We start from the raw sequence: 19134 nt of genomic DNA on the forward strand, positions 1-19134 counted from the left end.
CGTCATTTCAACCCGAATTCCGCGTCGATATCCGCGTTGTCTTCGCCCAGCACGGGCGCTCCCCGCTTCGCGAACAGCCGCTGCCCGTCCACCCGAATCGGGCACCGCGTCGTTCGTACGACCGTTCCGTTCTTGCGCTCCGTCTCCTGCACGAAATCCAGCACTTGGAAACCTTCATGCGCAAACAGCCGGTCGTACGACAGCACCTCGGCGCACCAGTAGTCGGCAGGCTGGAGCTTGCCGAGCCATTCCGCGGTCGTCCTGCCTTGCAGATGGCGGACGAGAATCGCTTTGATTTCGTCGCGGCGGTCGAACCACGACTTCGGGTCCTGATACGCGGCAAGCTCCTCGCAGCCGAGCAGCTCCCCGAGCCGCAGCACCGAACCCATCGCCAGCGCGATAAAGCCGTCGGCCGTCTTGTAAATGCCGTACGGAGCGGCCAAATAAGCATGCGCCCCGTTGACATTGCTGCGGACCGGCAATTGACCGCCGTCGTTCAAATGCGTCGTCAGCACCTCGAACTGAAAATCGAGCGCCGACTCCATCAAGCTCACTTCGACCAACCCGCCGCGGCCGGTCGTGCCCCGGCGAATCAGCGCCGCAAGAATGCCTTGCACCAGATTGGCGCTCGTGAACATGTCGGCGACGGACAAGCCGAACGGCACCGGCGGCTGGTCGCCGCTTCCGTTCAGCCAGGTCATGCCGGAAAGCGATTGCACGAGCAAATCTTGGCCGGGCCGGTCTTTCCACGGCCCTTCCGCGCCGTAGCCGGTAATACTGCCGTATACGAGCCGCGGATTCAGTTCCTTCGCCGATTCAAAATCGAGCCCGAACTTCGCCATCGTACCGGGGCGGAAGTTGTCGATCAGCACGTCGGCTTGCCGGACGAGCTGCTTCACCCGCTCCAAATCGGCCGCATCCTTCAAATTGGCCGCGTAGCTTTCCTTGTTCCGGTTCATCGAATGGAACACGGTGCTGTCGCCGTCGACGATCAGGTTCGACAGCGTCAGCTTGCGGCTCAAGTCGCCGCCTTCGGCGCGTTCGATTTTGATCACGCGCGCGCCGAGGTCGGCCAGCCTCATCGCCGCAAACGGCCCGGCCAAAAAGTTGCTGAAATCCAGCACCAACAATCCGTCCAACAGCTTCTCTTCCATTTTCGGCAGCACCCCAGTGTTGTCAGTTGTTATTTCATATATGCAATTGATTGTTATATATGAAACATATCGTATTTCCATTCCTGCGTCAATCGGGAAAACGACAACTCAGCCAACGCCTGTATCGGCAGTCGATGCCAAACGGCAGCAAAAGCGCCGCTCAAACTAAGAATAGCTTCTATTGAAGCACTTCGAAAAAGTTGGCCAGGCTTTAGCGGTATCTCAAACGATGAACATCCGGCGAAACCGGCTCCCGCTGCGAGCGAGGGTTGGTATTCCGATCGCTTCTTGTTTTCCGGATTCTTCGAACGATAGGCGGAGGGGGAATCCGGAAAACAAAGGCGAACGCTGAGCATATGCTTCCGATACCGCTTTCTTGCAGAAAGCGCTCAGCTTCTCCATACCAACCCTCGCCTCCGCTCCCGCCCCTTCGCCCCTGTTTGAAATATAGGCCATGTTTTTTTGCCTATTTCGTTAAAAACGGGTCGCCGCTTCGAAATAGCCAGTGTTTTCACTGTCTATTTCCGCCGAGGCGGGCCAAATCGGGCAAATAAGCCATTTTTCATTGGCTATTTTGATTACCCGACTTCTGAATAGATTGAAAAAAAGCCGAACGGTTGCCCGCCCGGCCTGGTAAACACTCCTTGCAAAATCGTTGCTGCCGTCACCGCCTCTGGTCCCGCAACTGTTCCAACTCGTTGTCGCTCAGGCCCGTCGCATGCCGAATCAGCTCCGGCTCCGCGCCCAGCGCCAACAAATTGCGCGCGACCTCCAGCTTGCCCTCAATCTTGCCTTCGATCTTGCCTTCCTTGCGCCCTTCCCGCTTGCCTCGCTCCCAAATTTTCGGATCGATCAACGTCTTAATCAAGCGATCCACCTCCTCATTCCAGTGTGGATAAGGATCGTACTGCGCATACAGGTGCTCCGCGATATAGGTAACGATGCGCAGCATATGCTCCAAATCGTCGAATGGCAGTTCGCCGCGTTCGTACAGCTCATCCAGTATACGCAGCGTGCCGCCAAGAGTCACCTGCAACTGCCGGAATTGCTCCTCCACCTGCACCCGCTTCTCCGCATCCGGGCGTTTGCTGCGCGCCAGCCGCTTGAGCTTCGCCCGTGCGCCAAATACCTGCAGCGGCAACAACGCATACAGCCCGCGCGCCAGCAATTGCTCCGCCGACCATTCCCAATACTTCATGACCGGCACGGAGTAACGCACCTGCAGGCCATCGCCGAACTTGAGCAGTAGCGAAAGCGAGTCGGGAATATTCCCGTTCTCCTCGAGCACGATGACCCGCTGAGCCGGATACTCAAGCGTCAACTCCGTTTCGGCGCTGTGAGGCGCCTGCAGCGCCTTCTCCATGCCATAACGAAACATGCGGATCGCCATCGTCCGGTCGTGCAGCGTTTGAAACTCGACGTGATAACGGTAGATGCGGTCATGCGTTTGGACAGCCAAAAACAAATCGCCTTGCAGCTGCTGCCCTTCTCTTGTCGTAAACCGGTTGTCTTCGTAATGAATGTCCGTCACTTCGGCTTCGGCGAACGTTTCGTCGAACAAACCGTTCAGCAGCCGCAGCGTAACCTTTCGCGACAGACGGAATAACTGCCGCATCGCCTGGTCCAGCCGGATCGCCGGATGACGGCCTCCGCGCTTCTTGCGTGGCATCATGTTCCCCCTTAGTATACCATAATCGCGATGCATCGGCGGCGAAAACGCAAGCTGCGCGGACCGGGATCCCCCCTCCCGAAGAAGGAAAAGGAACGCAAAAACGCCGTCCTCTTTCCCAGACGGGAAAAGAGAGCGGCGCGTGCTTCGCGACCGATGGATGCACAATCAGAGTACCAAATCAGCCTCCAACCGGCAAGACAATGTTATTCCCCGAACGCGTACACTTCCGGTATCGTCTTCACCGTATCGCCGGTTTCCCAGGCGAGCAGCAGATCGCTCATGAACGCTTGCCACTTGGCGTTGGCCGGATGCGCGGCCAAATGCGCCATCGCCTTCGCAAAGTCGTCGACCGCCATGTAAGCGAACAACGTGCCTTCATGGTAAAAAATACGATAGCTGTGAATCCGGGCCGCGGCAAACTGCTCCTCCAGCTCAGGATCGACCCGCTCGTGGCGCCGGCGGTATTCCGCCTCGTTCGCCGGATCGATGCGCAGCACGAATGAAACGTGCTCCATTGTTCCCGCCTCCTTTCCTACAACGTCACATGCCTGATGCCCATCAACTCGCCCACCTTGCGGAACAGCGACGCGTTGTGCCCGATCGACATCGCGCAGTGATGGGTCGGCGCTTCCGCGAACCAGGCGCTCATGTAGTCGTCCGGATGCTGCCGGAAGCGAACCGGCGTCTGCGTGTTGCCGATGCGCATGATCGGCCCGTCAGTCGACTCCGCTTCGCTGCTGATCAGCTTCAGCCGGCCGTCGCCGGTTTGGGTGACGTTCAGCGTCGTCACCGGCCCGCGGCGCACCTTCGCTTCCACCGATACTCCTGTGCCCTGCTTGCCGTGATACAGTCCCATGCCGCGCAGAATCGGCTTTCCGTCCGATATCGCGATATGGAACGGCCCGTCGTGGCCGAGCAAAATCGTGCCGTCGTCGTAGTCGACGACAACGATTTCGCTGAAGCTGCCGCCGGTGCCGAGGATATCGCATATTTTCATCGCGACGGCCGTTTTCAAATCGCCTTCGCCGGAGCACGGAATGCCGCGCGCGGTAAGCAGCGAATGGCCGACGATGAAGCCGCCCTGCAGTTTCTCGTACTCCCCGCCCGGCGCGCCGTGGTAGTAATACGACAGCGCGTCGAGGTCGTACGCGCGAACGAGCTTCTCCTGGGCGGCGGCCACGCGGCACGACCAATCGAGCTGCTCGTCGGTCGGCTTCCGCGCAATCGGATCGGACGGCGAATCGCCGCTGATCGCAAACATCGCGCGCACTTCGTCCAGCTTCTCGCGCACGTCCGCTTCCGTCACGTCCCGCAGCATGCGGTCCAGGTCGCACATTTCCAGCACTTCGACATGCAGGCCGGTTTGCGCCTGGATCATCGTAAAATCGCTGTACATGTCCAGCATGCCGCTGTACGTATTGCCGAGGAAGCCGAACCGGGCATGCCGGAGCGTACGCGGCACGGATGCGGCGCGCGCCCATTCGCCGATTTCGCGCCAGGCGCGGATCGCTTCCGGACGGTCCGCCGTCGCTTCGTCGGCGAGCGATATGGCCGGCGTTTCGTCCAAACCGAGCAAACCGTTCACGACGCGGAACGCGATGCCCGCCCGGTTCAGCGCGTTCGCCAGCTCCGGCACGGGGCAGGCGCCGCAGTGAGCCAGCCATTCGCCGGTCGTCGTCGCGTCGTAGTTGATGCGCGCGGCCGGCTGCAAATTGAGAAACACCGCCGGCGCCCGACAAATCTGATGTACCGGCAGCACCGTCGAGCTCGTCGAATACGTCGCCGAGTGGCCGAAGACGAGATCGACGTTCCGCTCGTTCAACCATTCGCCGGCCCGCCGGCCGGAGCCTTCGTCGTCGACGAGGCCGAAGTTGAATACGTCGCCCCAGGCGGACAGCTTCCGCTCAATAAAGGCGCCATACGCGATCAGCCGTTCCCGCAAACCGGGAAATTGCTCCCAATACGCTCGCAGCCCGATCGAATACAAGCCGATACGCGGCCTGCGCGCCGGCTTGACAGGCGATAGCAGCGTCATCGCCATCCTCCTTTTTCATGCCATAATGTCGTCTTTCTTCTTTCATCTTAACCCCTTATAATACAGATTACATCCAACATTATTGGGCAAAAATCAAACAATATTGACGAGGTGTTCGCCATGTCCGCCTTCCGCCAACGTTCGGCCAACGACTGGTCCGCCGATTCCGTTCGCCTGATCGCCACGCCGTCGGCTTTTGCCCGCCAGGCGCTCTACTACATACAGGAAATCGGCCATTTTCGCGCCGCCCGGGCGTATTTCACCGAACGCGAGCAGCTCGAATCGTTTCTTGTCGTGTACACCGTCGCCGGCGCCGGCGAACTGACGTACCGCGACCAAACGACAACGGTGCGGCCGGGCGATTTATTTTGCATCGATTGCATGGCGTACCAGCATTACCGCACCGCCCTCGACTCGCGGGAGCCGTGGGAGTTGCTCTGGGTGCACCTGTATGGGAGCGGCTCGCGCTCCTACTACGAGCTGTTCGCCGAAGCGGATTCGCCGGTTGTCCGGCTGCCGCAGGGGAGCGGCATTCCGGCGCTGCTGCGCCGTTTGCTGGACATCCAGCGCAACCGAAGCCTGAACACCGAATTGGAAAGCTCGCGGCTGCTGGTCGCGCTGCTGACGGACCTGCTGCTCGAAAGCAAGGGCACCGACCGCGATCCGGCCGCCGCCCCCGCCTACATCCTGCAGCTGAAACAGAAGCTGGAGCAGGAATACGCCGCCAGCCATTCGCTTGACACGATGGCGGCGGCGTTTGCCGTCAATAAATATCATCTGGCGCGCACGTTCAAGCGTCATACCGGCTTCTCGCCGCTGGAATACCTCATCAATACGCGCATCACCCGCGCCAAGGAGCTGCTCCAGTACGGCACCTTGCCGGTCGCCGACATCGCCCGGGCCGTAGGCGTCGACAACGCCAGCCATTTCATCAACCTGTTCAAAAGCCGCACCGGCCTAACCCCGCTCGCCTTCCGCAACCGCTGGCGTCAACCGGACTGATTCATGGAAAAGGATGCGGATACGGATTGATCCGCTCGGCGGTCAGCGGCTGATCTGCATAACCGAGCGCAACCGGCACATGATAGAGGCGGTCCAACCCCGTCAGACGGACTCGTTCATGCCCGAACGTCATCGGCAGCATGCCCGGAATGATCGTTTTGACGCTGTGCAGGCCGTTCCGCAGCGTCTCCGCCGCCGTTTGATCCACCACAATTACGTCGAGACGCAGGTCGCGGAACGTTTGCAGCACCATTTTCAAATCGTCGGTCAGATCGGAATGGTTCCTCTTCCGCTTGAATCGTTCGCCGAACGAATGCAGCGGGCGATCCCCCCCCAGCAAAAAACGCAGCCGCGCCTCGGCTTCCGGCAGCCCGTACAAGAGCGCATGGTCGCTCATTTGCCGCACGAGCGTTGCGTCGCGGTACATTTGCCCGGCTTCCTCACGGCTTTCCTCGTCGTATTCCCCCAGCATGAGCACCGTATTGGCGAGCTCGTGGATCGCGCTTTTCGCCGCGCGCGCCGGATCGAGGTGAGCGCCTGCGGCGCAGATCAGATTCGCGCCTGCCGCGCGCCTGTTTTTCGCCACCGCCCAGATGGAAGGGATGCCGTTCTCCGTGGTCGTGTCGAACAGCAGCACCTCATAGCCGGACGTCGCATGCAGCCGTTCGATCATCAGCGTCAATTCCTTGTCGCCGGCCGTGGCCGGATCGAGTCCCGGCGCGGGCAGCTGCGCGTACCAGGCCATCAGGAACGAATCGCGCTCGACCACTTCCAGCATGCCGTAAAGAATCGCTTCCTCCAGGCTGCCGCCGAGGGCGCACCCGTTGGTCGTTTCGTGGACGTGCCCGCCGGCGAACGGCAAGCTGCAATAAGCCAGCAGCTCCGGAACAAGCAGCGGCCGCTCCTGGCCGAACGAATATCCCCACACCCAATCGATCGGACGATCGGGATCGAACGGCTCGAAGGGGAAGCCTTGCAGCGCATACTGCTCCTTCGCATACACCCCCACCCTAGTCGGGTCGAGCGCATGCGCCGCCACATGGCGGTAACTGTCGCGAACGACAGTGCGTTTGCCGCGGGGGGACAGCCCGCAATACCGCTCCAGCCCTTCCAGTATGGCGGTCATTTCGCTTTCCGCGTAGGAATGCCCTCTTCCGCCCGTCACTTCGTCCCCCATCGGCGAAGGCCAGTTCACGCTCACATTCGCAAACGCCGACGCGAGGTGATGGTACTTCCCGTTGAACAAGCCCGTACGCGCATCCACATAGTCGCGGGCCAGCGTCAGCTTCAGCTCGCTTAACGGACGGCAGCGATACTCGCCGGCGTACGGCTTTGGATTCGGCTTCAGCACGATCGTCGCCGCTTCCTCCGTATCGTCGCGCAGTTGGCCGCACACCGGACACATCGGATCGGGCAAAAAGAAATGGAGCGAGCACTCGAGTGTGTCCAAGCGCATGAGATACACGTGCTCCTCCGTGAGCGGCCTTTCGTTCCGCAGCGCCTTCCACGCCTCCGCTGCCAGCAGGCAGGCCGTCTGCCGGATCGCCGTTCGCGAAGGACGTTCCTCGTGCCGATTGTCATCCGGCGCGATCAGCCGGGCCAGGAGCTGCTCCTGCACCTCCTCCGGCTCTCGCCGCCGATAGCCGGCGCATAACGGGCAGCCCGGCTTGCCGGGGCGAACGAGCGGGCCGACGACCGCTTCATGCAGCGCAATGAAACCGCACAGCCACGGCATGCCGAGGCGGCGCAGCTCCGCTTGCGTTTGCGCGTCTTCGTCGGCGCGCTCCTCGTCGTACGCGACAATTACCAGCTTCGCCGTTTCCGGCACGCCGCTGGCAATATTCGTCCCGCGCACCACCTCGAGATCCCCGTCTTGCTCGAGCAATTTTTCACAGACGAGGTCGGCAAGCAAGCCGTCTCCCACAACCGCTGCGACGTTCCGTGCTTTCATCCGAACCCCTCCATTGCAGCGATGCGCCGCACACGCCTGCCAGTACCTCTTTCGGAAACGACTCTCGCGTCAAATCGAGCTCGTCAAGCCGCGGAACACGAAGGGATTGCGAAATAGGCCATCTTTTATGGCCTATTTCATCAAAAATGGATAACGGCCACGAAATAGCCAGTGATTTCACTGGTTATTCGTGTCAATCTGACCTGATTGGGGCTGTTTATCCCAAATAGCCAGTGATTTCACTGGCTATTTTCGATGAAACGGCCGAAATGGAGGCAATAAGCCATTTATTACGGCCTATTTCGCCCCGGCCGAACGATCCGGTATAGTGAATGCTCCTGAAGCACAAATAGTGGCCCGCAATGGCATAGTCAGGACCACTGAGCGCGGTCGCTAATCCTGGATAGCTTTTTGCTGCTCCCCTTCACAGAGTGGAACAACCAGTATGTCGAGAAGCAGTCGCTTCAACTGACATTATGTTTGGGTGCCTCCCAAACACGGCATGTCGGATCCATCCTTCCCCTCCCGCGCCCAATCCTGCTTGTGACCCAACATTGTCATGATATGTACGATGGATTGTCCTTCATACCGGCTTTCGGGCCGGACAGAACTTCTGGAACAGGCACGTTGGGATGTCATCTTTGGAACGAGCTCGGCCCAAAGTCCGATTACGAACGAGAATTCAAGGAACTGCCCGTTCAAGACTGGTGCGCTCCATCGCCGGGCTGTTCAGCAACAAATTGGAAGTAGTCGATGCGTGACGACCGGCGAGGCTTCATTTACGCGTGCAAGACCCGCTAAAGCAGGGAACAGCCTCCTCCCCGACGAAAAGAGTACGTCATGGACAATCCGATGAACGAACTGTATGCGCAATTGAAAAATAAAGTGGCGATCCCGCCCGAAGAATGGCGCGCCTTCGCGGCGATGACGGAGCGGCGCAAGGTGCCGAAGCTCCATCATTTCGTCGAAGCCGGCGAACGGACGGAGACGGTTGGCTTCTGTATCGGCGGGCTGTTCCGGCTTTATTACGCTACGCCGGACGGCGCGGAGTTCAACAAGAGCTTCTGCTTGCCCGGCGAATTCGTCGCGTCTTACGGCGCGCTGCTGCAGGACGTCCCTTCCTATTTCTCGATTCAGGCGCTGACCGACAGCGAGCTGGTCGTCTTCCGCTATCGCGAATACAGGACGCTGTACGACCGGCATCCTTGCTGGGAGCGGTTCGGCCGCCTGATCGCCGAGCAGCTGTTCGTCAGCAAGGAAACGCGCGAACGGGAGCTGCTCCTGCTGTCCGCCGAAGCCCGGTACCGGCTGTTCCTGGAACGCTACGGTCCGCTCGCCTCGGCGATTCCTCAGTATCACATCGCATCGTATCTCGGCATTACGCCGGTGGCGCTCAGCCGAATTCGCCGCCGCTTAACCTAGGTTAATGAGAATCTCCTCTTTCCACCCTACACTGGGGATATGGAAAGGGGAGATTTTGTTATGGATGCCACCGGGCATACGGCATTGATTACGGGAGGAGCTTCGGGAATCGGGCTGGCGCTCGCCGCCGCGTTCGCGAAGCACGGCAACAAAGCGATTGCCGTCGGGAGAAACGCAGACAAGCTCGCCGAGGCGAAAGCGCGCCTGCCGGGACTGGACACGCTGGTCTGCGACCTGCGCGACGAACGGCAGCTGGAGCGGCTGGCAGTCGAGCTGCGCGAGAATTACCCGGCGCTGAACGTGCTCGTGAACAATGCAGGCGTGCAGTATAATTACGCTTTTCTCGATGCGCGGGTTGATGAAATCGGCGATACGATCGCCGAAGAAATCAGGCTGAACCTGACCGCGCCGATCCAATTGACGGCGAGGCTGCTGCCCCATCTTGCGTCGCAGCGTCAGGCAGCAATCGTCAACGTAACCTCGGGCGTCGGCATCGTCCCGAAGCAGTCGGCGCCGGTTTATTGCGCGACCAAAGCGGGCTTACGGCTGTACACGGCCGCGCTCCGCCACCAGCTCGCAGCCACGAATATCCGGGTGTTTGAATTGATCCCGCCACTGGTCGACACCGCAATGACCGAAGGACGCGGCAGCGGCAAAATGTCGCCGAAGGAAGTGGCGGACCGGTTTTGGGCCGCCTTCGCTCGAGACCGGCTCGAGGTTCCGGTCGGCAAAATCCGTTTGCTGAAGCTGCTGCACCGGGCAGCGCCGCGATTCGCCGAAAATTTGTTGAAAAATAGTTAACCAACCAAATAAGGAGTGATTCGAAAATGTCGACAGCGCTGCAATACGGAATTATGGTGAAGCTGGAATTTTACCCCGCGTGGTTGCGACTGGCCCGAACCGAACGAAGAGAGCTGGCGCAAGACATGTACGAGATTATCGGCCGGTACGCGGGAAAAGTGGAGGTGGAATTTTACGACGCGGACGCCTTGCATGGCGGATTTACCGACTTCGTGATTTGCCGAACGGAGGACATGAAGCATTATCACTACATGTGGGAGGAAATCCGCGATACGCGGGCCTATGCCGGCGGATACGTCAAAATCGTCGACGTGACGATCGGCATCCGCGACGCGCATCGGGCCTACGAAGCGGAAGCGCTGGGCATGGACGAGAGCTGAGCGAACGGGGGCGATGTCAAAAAGGCATAAAAACCGGCGGCCTGCAAGGGCCGCCGGTTGCCGGAATGCCGACGCTTATTCGTCCTTCCTCGCCACAGCGCCATCGAACCAGGCCGTACCCGTGCCGCGCAGCCGCAGGTCGAAACGCAGCTTTGTCGCGCCTGCGGGCGCCTTCAGCACCACTTGCCGGTACGTCCAGTCCGATGTCCCCGTCACATACGTCGATGTTGCCGACGTGCCGATCGCGTTGTTCGCGCTGTCGTAGAACTGCGCGTATACGTAAGCGCCTTCGTCCGTGCCGGCGCTGACGCCGCTTGTGCGCAGCCAGGCGCCTGCCGCGTAGGTGCGATTCGCCGTCACGGGGAGCATGTCGGCCGGGTCCGACTTGCTCCAGCCGCCGTTGGCGAACGAGGCATGGACGATTTTGGCCGAATAGCTGCCGTCATGCGCCTGATCGGTGCCGCGCGAGAACACCGGCGAACCGACCCACCCGGTGCGCAGCCAGTTGTCCGCGGTCGTCGACGTGCCGGTTTCGAAACCGGCACCAGCGACAGCCAGCGGGGTCGAGGCGATTTCATGCACGTCGAAGTTGTCGACTGCGTACGCCTCCGGCGTCGAGCCGGCACCGACCTGGACGGAAGCGAGCAGCCGGATCGCCTTCAGCACGGTGGCGCCGCCGTCCGGCGTGACGGTAAACCGGTAAGCCGGCACGTCCGCGTCCGTCACCTTCTGCAGCGTTTCGCTGCCATATACCTCGTCGCTGCCATAAGCGGCAGACGAGTAGAAGCTTGGAGCCGGCGAACCCATCGGTTCGATGACCGCATCCGCGGTCGTCACGAACTGCACGGCTGCGGCGATGCCGGCGCCTGTCGGCGCGGTGCCGGCCGTTCGGCGCTCCGCGTCGAAGGAGAAGACGTAATCGACCGGGCTGCTGCCCGAAGGCAACGCCAAAACGGCATTGATCCGATCGAGCAGCACGCCGCCGCCGATCTCGCCCGCGAAGAGGCTGGCCGCCCCGGCACCCGCGCTGCCGGCCGTAGTGTCGGCCACCTCCAGCACCGTGTTGCGGTTGTTCCGGTCGCCGGCCACGGACACCAGTTGCGCCAAGCCGCCCGTATCGCCCGCCATCGCCGCGATCGGCAGCGCACGATCCGCCCCGACGCTGTCCATGCCGATGTCGAAGTCGCCTTCAAGCAGGTTGCGGGCTTCCTCCACCAGCGCAATATCGTCGATGACGTACGCTTCCGCCGACGGCCCGGTTCCGCCGACACGCACACTGAATTCCAGCTTCAGGGAACTGATTTGTTTGGCTCCGCCGCTCGGCACGACGGCAAACCGCAGCGCCGCCAGATCGGACTTGCCGACCGGCTCGAGCACCTTGCTGCCGCTCGTTTCTTCGTGGGCGTAAGCGGCCGTCGTCGTGATCCCGGTGAGCGGCAGCAGGAATCGCAGCTGCGCATCGCCGGTCAAGTTGGTCTGGATGTCCACGCCCGTGCTCGTCGGCACCATCGCCGTGCTATGCTCCGTGCGCTCCAGCTTGAACGAAAGTGCGAAGTAGACCGCATCGCTGACGGTGGGCCGCCGGAATATTTCGTTGATCCGGTTCACCACCCGCGAAGCGCTGTCGAATTGTGCGCTGAATGTGCTGCCCGCGGCATTGCCGGCGTCGTTGTTGTCGCGGAACTCGACGGCGTTGTCCGTGCCGTTCACGGCCACAATCCGCGTGGTGCCGCCCGTGTTGGCGAATGCGACGGCGAACGGATTCGTCGCGTCGGTCGTGCCCGCGAAGCCGGTGTCCATGTTGGCGTCAAGCAAGCTGCGGCCGACGGTAATCGTCTTGCCGAACTCGTTGTTCGATTCGTTGCTTTCGCCGATCGCGCCAGGATCGTCCACGATCGCTTTCACGCTGTGAGCGCCGAAGACCGCTTTCCAGGCCGCGCCGTAGGTGCCGTCCGTTACGGTGACAAGCTGCGATTCCCCGGGCGCAAGGGAGGAAGCGAAGCTTGTCGACCACAGCGTCGTTGGCCCGTTGTCGATCCGGAAGCCGACCCGGTGCGTACCCGCGGGAGTTGCCGCCTTGCCGATATTCTGAATGACCGCCTGGAACTTGATTGCGTTGTTCTCCGTCACATATTTGCCCAAATAAGCTTGCGGCCACTGGATTTCGGTGACGATCAAATCCGGCTGCGCCTGCGGAACGACGATCGACTTGTTATAGGCGTTGTTCGTTTCGTTGCTTTCGGCGATTGCGCCGTTGTCGTCGATCGTCGCCCTGACGGTGTACGCGCCGCCGGCGGAAGGCGTCCACGGCGCATCCGCGCGAATCATCATCGTGCGGCCCGGCGCGATCGGCGAGCTATAGGTTGTGCCATACAGCGTCGTGCCGTCGACGACGAATTTCACCCGATGCGTCGTATGCCCCGGCGTGTCGACCGTCCCCCGGTTCGTAACGACGGCGGTAAACGTAACCGGCTCGCCCGATGCGAACGCCGAAGGCGAATACACAATGTTCGTGACCGTCAGATCCGCACCGGACGTGGCGCCGCTGCCCCGAATGGCATAGGTCTTGTAGCCGTCGGCCGGCGTGACCGTAACCGGGAAGCTGACGGTGCTGCCGTATACGGTCGCCGCAACAGGCGCATTGTCGATCGAAACCGTTACGCCGCCGGACAGATGGAAGCCGGACGGAGCGGTCACGGTAACGGTTTGCGCCGTGGCGGTGCCGGCGATTCGGCCGACGATGTTGTCGTCGTCGCGCTTCTGCGCGCTGGCGCCGAACGTCGCGCCGGCCGGCAGCCCGATGGCGAAGCCGCCGTAATGGACGGCCGTGCCTTCAAACACCGCCAAACCGCCGTCTTTGGCGTAGCCGGTTTTGCCGGTGAAGCCGCTCGTGGCGTCGGCGTACGTAAACGTCGCGTCGCTTGTATACGAATACTCCGCACCGTTCACTTTCGAACCGACCGTTTTGCCGCCGCTCGTCAGCGCCGTTGCGCTTGCCAGCGGACTGCCCGCCACCAGATTGAGGATGTCGCCCGTGCCGCCCTTGATCGAGTAGATCGACGCATCGGCGGGAGAAGCGCCCGGAAGATCGCCGATCCGGTAATAAGCGCGCAGCAGCGGAATGACGGCGTTGCCCACATGCGCGCTTTGCCAGCGCAGCGTCGGCTGCGCGTTGACCGTGGCGTCGGTATGCGCGTATTCGACCCGCAGCGCATAATACCGATCGGCCGCAGCCGGGAAACTGGGCGTCGTATACGTCGTAATTGCCGTTGCAGGCGACCATTGATCGATGAGCAGCGCGCCTTCCAGCCACACCCTCACCTTGTCGCCTTTGTTCACAGCGATGCTGAGGGTGTAATTTTCGCTGTATTGCGGTTGGATGTTCGACTTCCAGCGCACGGAATACGTGCTGCCGATCCCTTCGATCGGCGATTTGCCGGCCAGCCAGGAGAACAGGATGTTGTTGTCCATCCGCGTCTTGAGCGTGCCCGTCAAGTCGGTGTTGCTGTAATACTCGCCCCACATGCCGGACGTTTGCCGGTTCCAGTTGAACGTGGCGGTCGGGCATGTTGTCGTGCAGCCGGTGTCGGCCAAGTCGTCGTAAACGGAAAGGTAACGGTCCTCGACCATCATGACGCCCCGCGACGTATATTTCCCCGAACTGCCGTTCGGCACCTTATAGAATTGGGCAAAATCGAAGTCGTACAGCACGTTGCGAATCGGGCCGGGATTCAAAATCGAGTCTCCCGAGACGGACGCGGCGTTCAGCTTGCGCAAGTCGAACGTGGAGCCGCCTTCGCTGTCTTCTTCCCCGTTCCAGCTCCACCGATTATGCTCGGACGCATAAAAAATGTTGCCGTTGTTGCCCCCGTTCCACCGATACTGCGAGCCGTTCAGCTGCTGCAAATTGACGTACGCCTCGTGATCTCCGCCAAAATCGTAGCGCATGACGGCGCCGTAGTCGGTGAACAGCGTCGATTCGAGATTCGGCCGCACACCGTCCGGCGCCGTCTCGCCGGAAGTCGTGCTCCAGGCGAGCTGATCGGCCAACTCGGGGAAGAACGGACGAATAAACGTCGCTGCCTCGGGGAGCACGTCGCCGAACTCGTCGCCCGGCAGCGCGCCCGAAGCGTGGGCGCCTTGCGGCGGCACATAACGATTGTCTTTCTCGACCGGCATCATCGTGTTCATGATCCAGTTCAGCCACAGCTTCACGCGGTTGTCGTCAAGCACGTTCGACCCGTCGTACTGCCGGATGGCGGCTGCCGCATGCAAGGTAGGCTGCAGCGAGGCGAATGTGTACGTGGCCAAATTTTCCGTATGCCGGCCGCCGATCGCATCGTTCGCGCTGTCCGACTGGCGTACCCATTCATTGAGATAATCGTTCAGGAACGTCGTGTATGCGGCTTTCCACGCATCGGCGTGCGGGTGATGCCGGAACACGGCCGTCACGAGCCCGAGAATCTGCTTGTTGTCGGCGATAAAGTTCGGATGGCCGGACAACATGCTCCGGTACGGATGCCAGCTGTCGTCCTCGGCCGCATAAGCGAGGAACAGCAGCAGCGCCTTGACGTGATCGCGCTGCGACTGCGTCCAGTACGCCCGGCTGGCGGCATAATTCTGAATATAGATGCTCAGTCCCCGGCCGATGCCTTCGTTGCCGCTCGACCAGTCCCAGTACTTCTCGGAAATATCGAGCAGATGCGGAAAATACAATCCGATCCATTCGTCGTACGACTGAACCGTGACCGGGCCGAATTTGGCCGGCAGGTCGAGCTTCTCGTTCACGTCTTCCGCGAAGCCGTCCAGCACCATGTCCTTGTACTTGTTCAGGCTGAAATCGGTCAGCTTCTCCCACAGCCGGACGTCGGAAGCGGCGCCGAATTGCAGCTTGGCCTCTGTCGGGTATCCCTCCAGCTCGACCGTCGACGTGTTGTGAATGTTGTACGTTTGGAACGTACTCGAGCCGCCCGCATAGCCGGAGATGACGAGGTCGCCGTGCGGAATGGCCGACAGCGCCCAGTGCCGTTCCGTCCCTTCGAGCCGCGTCTGCATCAGCTTCTTCGGCGTGGCGTCGACCGTTTCGTAGAAACGCAGGTTGCCGTAGCTCGGACTGTTCCAGACGAGCTTGCGGTCCATTTTCCAGTCTCCCGGCCGGTTGACGGCGAATTGCAGCGCTTCGCTGCCTGCCGTTTCGTTCCAGAACGCGGTGGAGCGAGTGATCGCCAGGGAATTGGCCGCGAAGAGGCCCAGCTCGTAAGGCAGCTTGCCGAGCAGAGCCGGCGTCGGCGTGGCGGACGTGATTTTGCCCCGACCGTAAAAGCCGCTCAGCTTGTTCGTTTCGATGTTGTAGCCGTTGTTCGACATCGAGATGCGCCCGGTCGGATCAAGCCCGCTCGTGTAGTCGAAGCGGTAGAACAGCCCGCCGCCGTTATCGGTGCCGCTCGCGACATAATCCGCGTCGTCGAAGCCGCTCAAATATTCGTCGATCGCCGCATACGTCTCGTTATGCCGCACGGTGATGTCGACGGTGTAAACACGTCCGCCGCTGAACGTATAGGCGATCCGGTACACGAGGAACAGCGGTCCCTGCTCGACAACGGAAGTGGCGATCGAGCTGACCGTAAATCCGGTGTACTTGGCGTTCTTCAGTTCGGCAAACTGTCCTTGGCCGATGAATGCGTCCGCGGACGAATAACGGGTCGCCAGCACCGGCGCAAGCGCGTAAGTCGCGGCAACGGCCGGACTGTACGCGACCGGGCCGTACGGCACCTTGACCTGCTGCTTGTTCGCCGCGATGACCGCCGTATGGGCGACCGTGTCGATGTCGGTCAGCGCCACATGCTGCGTGAAGCCCGGCGTATACGCGCTGTCGTACGCGACGGTGAACCGCCGGGACGCCTTCTTCGGCAGATCGGCGCGGAAGCTGATCGTGGCGCCGATCAGGTCGCCGCCGCTCTCCGTTACGCCGGACAACTGGTACTCGAGCGCGTTGCCGGCCTGATCGGTCACTTTCAAATGAGTCTTGTCGACATGCGCCGAAGACGGCGGCGCAATGGCATAGCTGATCAGCTCTTCGGGAAAATCGTACAGGTTCAGCTTTTCCTCGATTGCGAACGTCTGGCTCCAGGCAACAGCCGCCCGGGCAACCGGCGCCGGGACGGCGACGAACAGTCCGGTGCAAACCAAAATCACCGCCAGCAGACAAGCAATCCATTTTTTCATAAACATCATCGCTTCATCCTTTCTCTCGATAACATAGGGGTTTCTTCTTACTTGCCGATGTACAAGTCGCGCATATACGCCGTCATTTCCCCGCCGAAAGGGGCCACCTCCTCATCGGATGCGAATACGTAGTCGTTGCGGTGCGCTTCGCTTCCGGCAGCATTGAACAGGCGCAGCCGGATGTGCAGCCGTTTCCCCGCCGCCAGCCGGGTGCGCGGCAGCGCGCGCACATAAACCGACTCCCCGGCGCCGCAAACAACGCTGCCGTCGAGCTTCTCCGCCACTCCCGCGGCAATGTCGATCAGCTCCGCCTCGTAGCGGCCGATGAACGTCTCTGTGCCGTCGTGGCTGATCCACAGCTCCGGCTTGACGGCGCGCGTCACGCAATGACTGTATCGCAGCGACGCGATCGTCGGGCGGAACGCGTTTGCAAGGAACGACCAGCCGAGCTTCGGTCGGCCGAAGTAATCGAGCAGCGCGTTGCCGGCCAGCCCGGGCCACGGCTCGTTGACGCCCCACCAGACAACGCCGGCGACGCGGCCTTGCTTGCGGCGCAGCTCCTCGATCAGGAACCGGGCCATCTCCGCCTGCATCCACTGGCTCGCGAACGCGAGCTGCTCCAGCCGGACGAAAGGCCCGAAAAGCCGCTCCGCCGACGGGATGTCGAGCCACAAGTCGTCGAGTCCGTCCCAGGCGCTGCCGAAAGCATGGTGGAGCCGCCAAACGGGATCGGTACGCCCCGGCAGCGGCAGCCCGGGCGTCTCCGCAACGGAGGCGCCAAGCACGTCGCCGATCGTCGCGAGGTTGGCGATCGACGGCACGCTCGCCTCCGAGTACAGCTGCCGGTTGGCTTGCAGCCAGAAGTCGTATGCGCTGTCGTAGTCGCGATAGCGATGGTCGCCGATGCGCGGATTCCAGCTCCAGATGCCGTGCACTTCGCCTTCGCCTTCCAACGCCGACGTGATCTGGAACGGCCGCGTGCCGTCGAGCCGGGCGCACAGCGCGCCGAGCAGCGCCAGCGCCGGCTCGTCGTAACGCCCGGCGCCCGCCAGCCATTCGCGGCTGTCTTCCGCGATGCCGAACAAGCGGCGGACGACCGGCTTCGCCCGCTCCATCTCCGCCGTCCCGGAATCGACGGCGTCCCAGTAATGATAATGCTCGTTTCCTCCGGACCAGAGCACGAGCGACGCGTGATGGCGCAAACCGCGCACGATCGCCGTCCCCTCCCGTTCCAGCAGCTCATAGAACCGCTCCGTGCGGGCCAGCAGCTGGCAAGCAAGCGGAAATTCCTGCATAACCATCAGGCCAAGCTCGTCAGCGATGTCGTAGAAGACATCCTTCTCCTTCAGTCCGCCGCCCCAGACGCGCACAAAGTTGACGCCGGCTTCGCGGAACCGCTCCAGAAACAGGCGGTAGCGCGCTTCGTCGACATCGGCGGGACAGGCGTCCGCGGGCACCCAGTTGACCCCTTTCAGAAACACGCTCCGACCGTTCACCCGCAGCTGCAGCGGCGTATCCTCCTGCCCCTGGCCGGGGCACGGCACGCGTTCGACGGCGCGCAGCCCGACGCGCCGCACGAACGGAGCCGTCTCCCGGCCCGGCACGTCCAGCTCCAGCGTCAGCTCCGTCAACTGCGGATCGCCGAGGCCGTTCGGCCACCACAGCGGCGGCGACGGCACATGCAGCGGCAGCGCCAGGCGGCTGCCGTCGTGCACAAGCGGGAACCGGCGCGTGGCGCCGCCCAGACGGACGACGATCGCGCCGGACGTCACCGCTTCGCTCAGCTCGGCGAAGACGGTGACGTCGGCCCGCTGCCGGTTCGCCAGCTTGACGTCGACGCAAGCCGACGTCACCCGCAGCTTGCGGCGCACGAGGACGCCGGCTTCGTCCCAGATGCCTGCGGATCGCAGCCGGGGGGCGAAATCCCAGCCGTCGCCGAAGCTGTACCGCGCCTTCAGCGTTTCGTACGGTTCGGCGCCCTTGTCGAACGGGAAGATGACGACAACCAACTCGTGCCGGCCGACGGGAAGCGCCAGCTCGATCGGGCTGAACATCCCTTCGTGGTCCAACACGCGCTCCCCGTTCGCATACACGGCGCAGCGATAATCGACGCCCTTCAGCAAGAGAACGGCTTCTTCCTCTGCCGTCACGGCCGGGATGTCGACCTCCGTCCGGTACAGCCAGCAGCGTGCCTCCATCCACGCCACTTCGCCAATCCGGTCGCCGGCATACAATTGACCTGCCGGCAAACCGTACGCCGACGTCTGCACATTGGACGGCACCGTCGCCGCCCGCCATTCCAGTTCTCCCCACGTCTGAGGATCGAGCCGCTCCGGCGCACAATGCGCGAGCCGCCACTCCCGGCATATGCGCCAAGCTTCGCTCCCACTCATGCCCGCACCTCTTTCTTCATTGATTCGTTTCTGGCCCGGCCAAATATATACGAAAAATCATATCCATTTCCGGACAAAGCTGCGATCTGGCAAAATATA

At 61.7% G+C, this 19134-nt stretch carries 11 protein-coding genes; 4 read left to right on the top strand and 7 right to left on the bottom strand.

From position 1 onward, the window contains the following. Positions 1-2 precede the first annotated feature (2 nt). The 4 genes from EXY20_RS04925 to EXY20_RS39695 all read right to left on the bottom strand — a co-directional run bounded on the left by EXY20_RS04925 (position 3) and on the right by EXY20_RS39695 (position 4861). A complete protein-coding gene (locus tag EXY20_RS04925) occupies positions 3-1154 on the bottom strand; it encodes a CaiB/BaiF CoA transferase family protein (RefSeq protein WP_135548251.1) in 1152 nt (383 codons plus the stop codon). 664 nt (positions 1155-1818) lie between these two features. Continuing rightward, a complete protein-coding gene (locus EXY20_RS04930) occupies positions 1819-2823 on the bottom strand; it encodes an RpnC/YadD family protein (protein WP_135548253.1) in 1005 nt (334 codons plus the stop codon). 206 nt (positions 2824-3029) lie between these two features. Beyond that, positions 3030-3341 (bottom strand): L-rhamnose mutarotase, encoded by a 312-nt coding sequence (locus EXY20_RS04935; RefSeq protein ID WP_135548255.1) that lies wholly within the window; start codon positions 3339-3341, stop codon positions 3030-3032. 17 nt (positions 3342-3358) lie between these two features. Then, positions 3359-4861 carry an L-fucose/L-arabinose isomerase family protein gene (locus EXY20_RS39695; protein ID WP_135548257.1) on the bottom strand — a complete coding sequence of 501 codons (1503 nt, stop codon included), beginning with the start codon at positions 4859-4861 and terminating at the stop codon, positions 3359-3361. Between the two features lie 120 nt (positions 4862-4981). On the opposite strand from EXY20_RS39695, the gene EXY20_RS04945 reads away from it, so the two are divergent. Further along, positions 4982-5863, top strand: coding sequence for a helix-turn-helix domain-containing protein (locus EXY20_RS04945; protein ID WP_135548259.1), 882 nt, complete (start codon positions 4982-4984; stop codon positions 5861-5863). 1 nt (position 5864) lies between these two features. Here the strand turns inward: EXY20_RS04945 and EXY20_RS04950 are convergent, their stop codons facing one another. Next, the gene (locus EXY20_RS04950; protein ID WP_135548261.1) at positions 5865-7814 is read right to left on the bottom strand and encodes a TOMM precursor leader peptide-binding protein; all 1950 of its coding nucleotides are present in this window, start codon (positions 7812-7814) and stop codon (positions 5865-5867) included. 840 nt (positions 7815-8654) lie between these two features. Here EXY20_RS04950 and EXY20_RS04955 point away from each other — a divergent pair. Genes EXY20_RS04955 through EXY20_RS04965 form a run of 3 tightly spaced genes read left to right on the top strand, consistent with a single transcriptional unit; the run spans position 8655 to position 10417 of the window. Next, on the top strand, positions 8655-9236 hold the full coding sequence (locus tag EXY20_RS04955) for a Crp/Fnr family transcriptional regulator (protein WP_135548264.1): 582 nt from the start codon (positions 8655-8657) through the stop codon (positions 9234-9236). A 60-nt stretch (positions 9237-9296) separates the two neighbouring features. Then, a complete protein-coding gene (locus EXY20_RS04960) occupies positions 9297-10037 on the top strand; it encodes an SDR family oxidoreductase (RefSeq protein WP_135548266.1) in 741 nt (246 codons plus the stop codon). Positions 10038-10063: 26 nt separating this feature from the next. Then, on the top strand, positions 10064-10417 hold the full coding sequence (locus EXY20_RS04965) for a darcynin family protein (protein WP_328592490.1): 354 nt from the start codon (positions 10064-10066) through the stop codon (positions 10415-10417). Between the two features lie 75 nt (positions 10418-10492). On the opposite strand, the gene EXY20_RS04970 is transcribed toward EXY20_RS04965, so the two are convergent. Together EXY20_RS04970 and EXY20_RS04975 are read right to left on the bottom strand one after the other, a co-directional pair. Further along, positions 10493-16648 carry a CARDB domain-containing protein gene (locus EXY20_RS04970; RefSeq protein ID WP_167858996.1) on the bottom strand — a complete coding sequence of 2052 codons (6156 nt, stop codon included), beginning with the start codon at positions 16646-16648 and terminating at the stop codon, positions 10493-10495. 41 nt (positions 16649-16689) lie between these two features. Continuing rightward, positions 16690-19035 carry a glycoside hydrolase family 2 protein gene (locus EXY20_RS04975; protein WP_135548270.1) on the bottom strand — a complete coding sequence of 782 codons (2346 nt, stop codon included), beginning with the start codon at positions 19033-19035 and terminating at the stop codon, positions 16690-16692. Positions 19036-19134 lie beyond the last annotated feature (99 nt).

The sequence above is a fragment of the Paenibacillus cymbidii genome (assembly GCF_004764705.1).
GTDB lineage: Bacteria > Bacillota > Bacilli > Paenibacillales > NBRC-103111 > Paenibacillus_AN > Paenibacillus_AN cymbidii.

What these genes read in the sequence shown, in the direction of transcription:
- EXY20_RS04945 (WP_135548259.1), top strand. Translation starts at nt 4,982, where the DNA reads ATGTCCGCCTTCCGCCAACGTTCGGCCAACGACTGGTCCGCCGATTCC.
- EXY20_RS04955 (WP_135548264.1), top strand. Translation starts at nt 8,655, where the DNA reads ATGGACAATCCGATGAACGAACTGTATGCGCAATTGAAAAATAAAGTG.
- EXY20_RS04970 (WP_167858996.1), bottom strand. Translation starts at nt 16,648, where the DNA reads ATGTTTATGAAAAAATGGATTGCTTGTCTGCTGGCGGTGATTTTGGTT.
- EXY20_RS04960 (WP_135548266.1), top strand. Translation starts at nt 9,297, where the DNA reads ATGGATGCCACCGGGCATACGGCATTGATTACGGGAGGAGCTTCGGGA.
- EXY20_RS39695 (WP_135548257.1), bottom strand. Translation starts at nt 4,861, where the DNA reads ATGACGCTGCTATCGCCTGTCAAGCCGGCGCGCAGGCCGCGTATCGGC.
- EXY20_RS04965 (WP_328592490.1), top strand. Translation starts at nt 10,064, where the DNA reads ATGTCGACAGCGCTGCAATACGGAATTATGGTGAAGCTGGAATTTTAC.
- EXY20_RS04925 (WP_135548251.1), bottom strand. Translation starts at nt 1,154, where the DNA reads ATGGAAGAGAAGCTGTTGGACGGATTGTTGGTGCTGGATTTCAGCAAC.
- EXY20_RS04935 (WP_135548255.1), bottom strand. Translation starts at nt 3,341, where the DNA reads ATGGAGCACGTTTCATTCGTGCTGCGCATCGATCCGGCGAACGAGGCG.
- EXY20_RS04975 (WP_135548270.1), bottom strand. Translation starts at nt 19,035, where the DNA reads ATGAGTGGGAGCGAAGCTTGGCGCATATGCCGGGAGTGGCGGCTCGCG.
- EXY20_RS04930 (WP_135548253.1), bottom strand. Translation starts at nt 2,823, where the DNA reads ATGCCACGCAAGAAGCGCGGAGGCCGTCATCCGGCGATCCGGCTGGAC.
- EXY20_RS04950 (WP_135548261.1), bottom strand. Translation starts at nt 7,814, where the DNA reads ATGAAAGCACGGAACGTCGCAGCGGTTGTGGGAGACGGCTTGCTTGCC.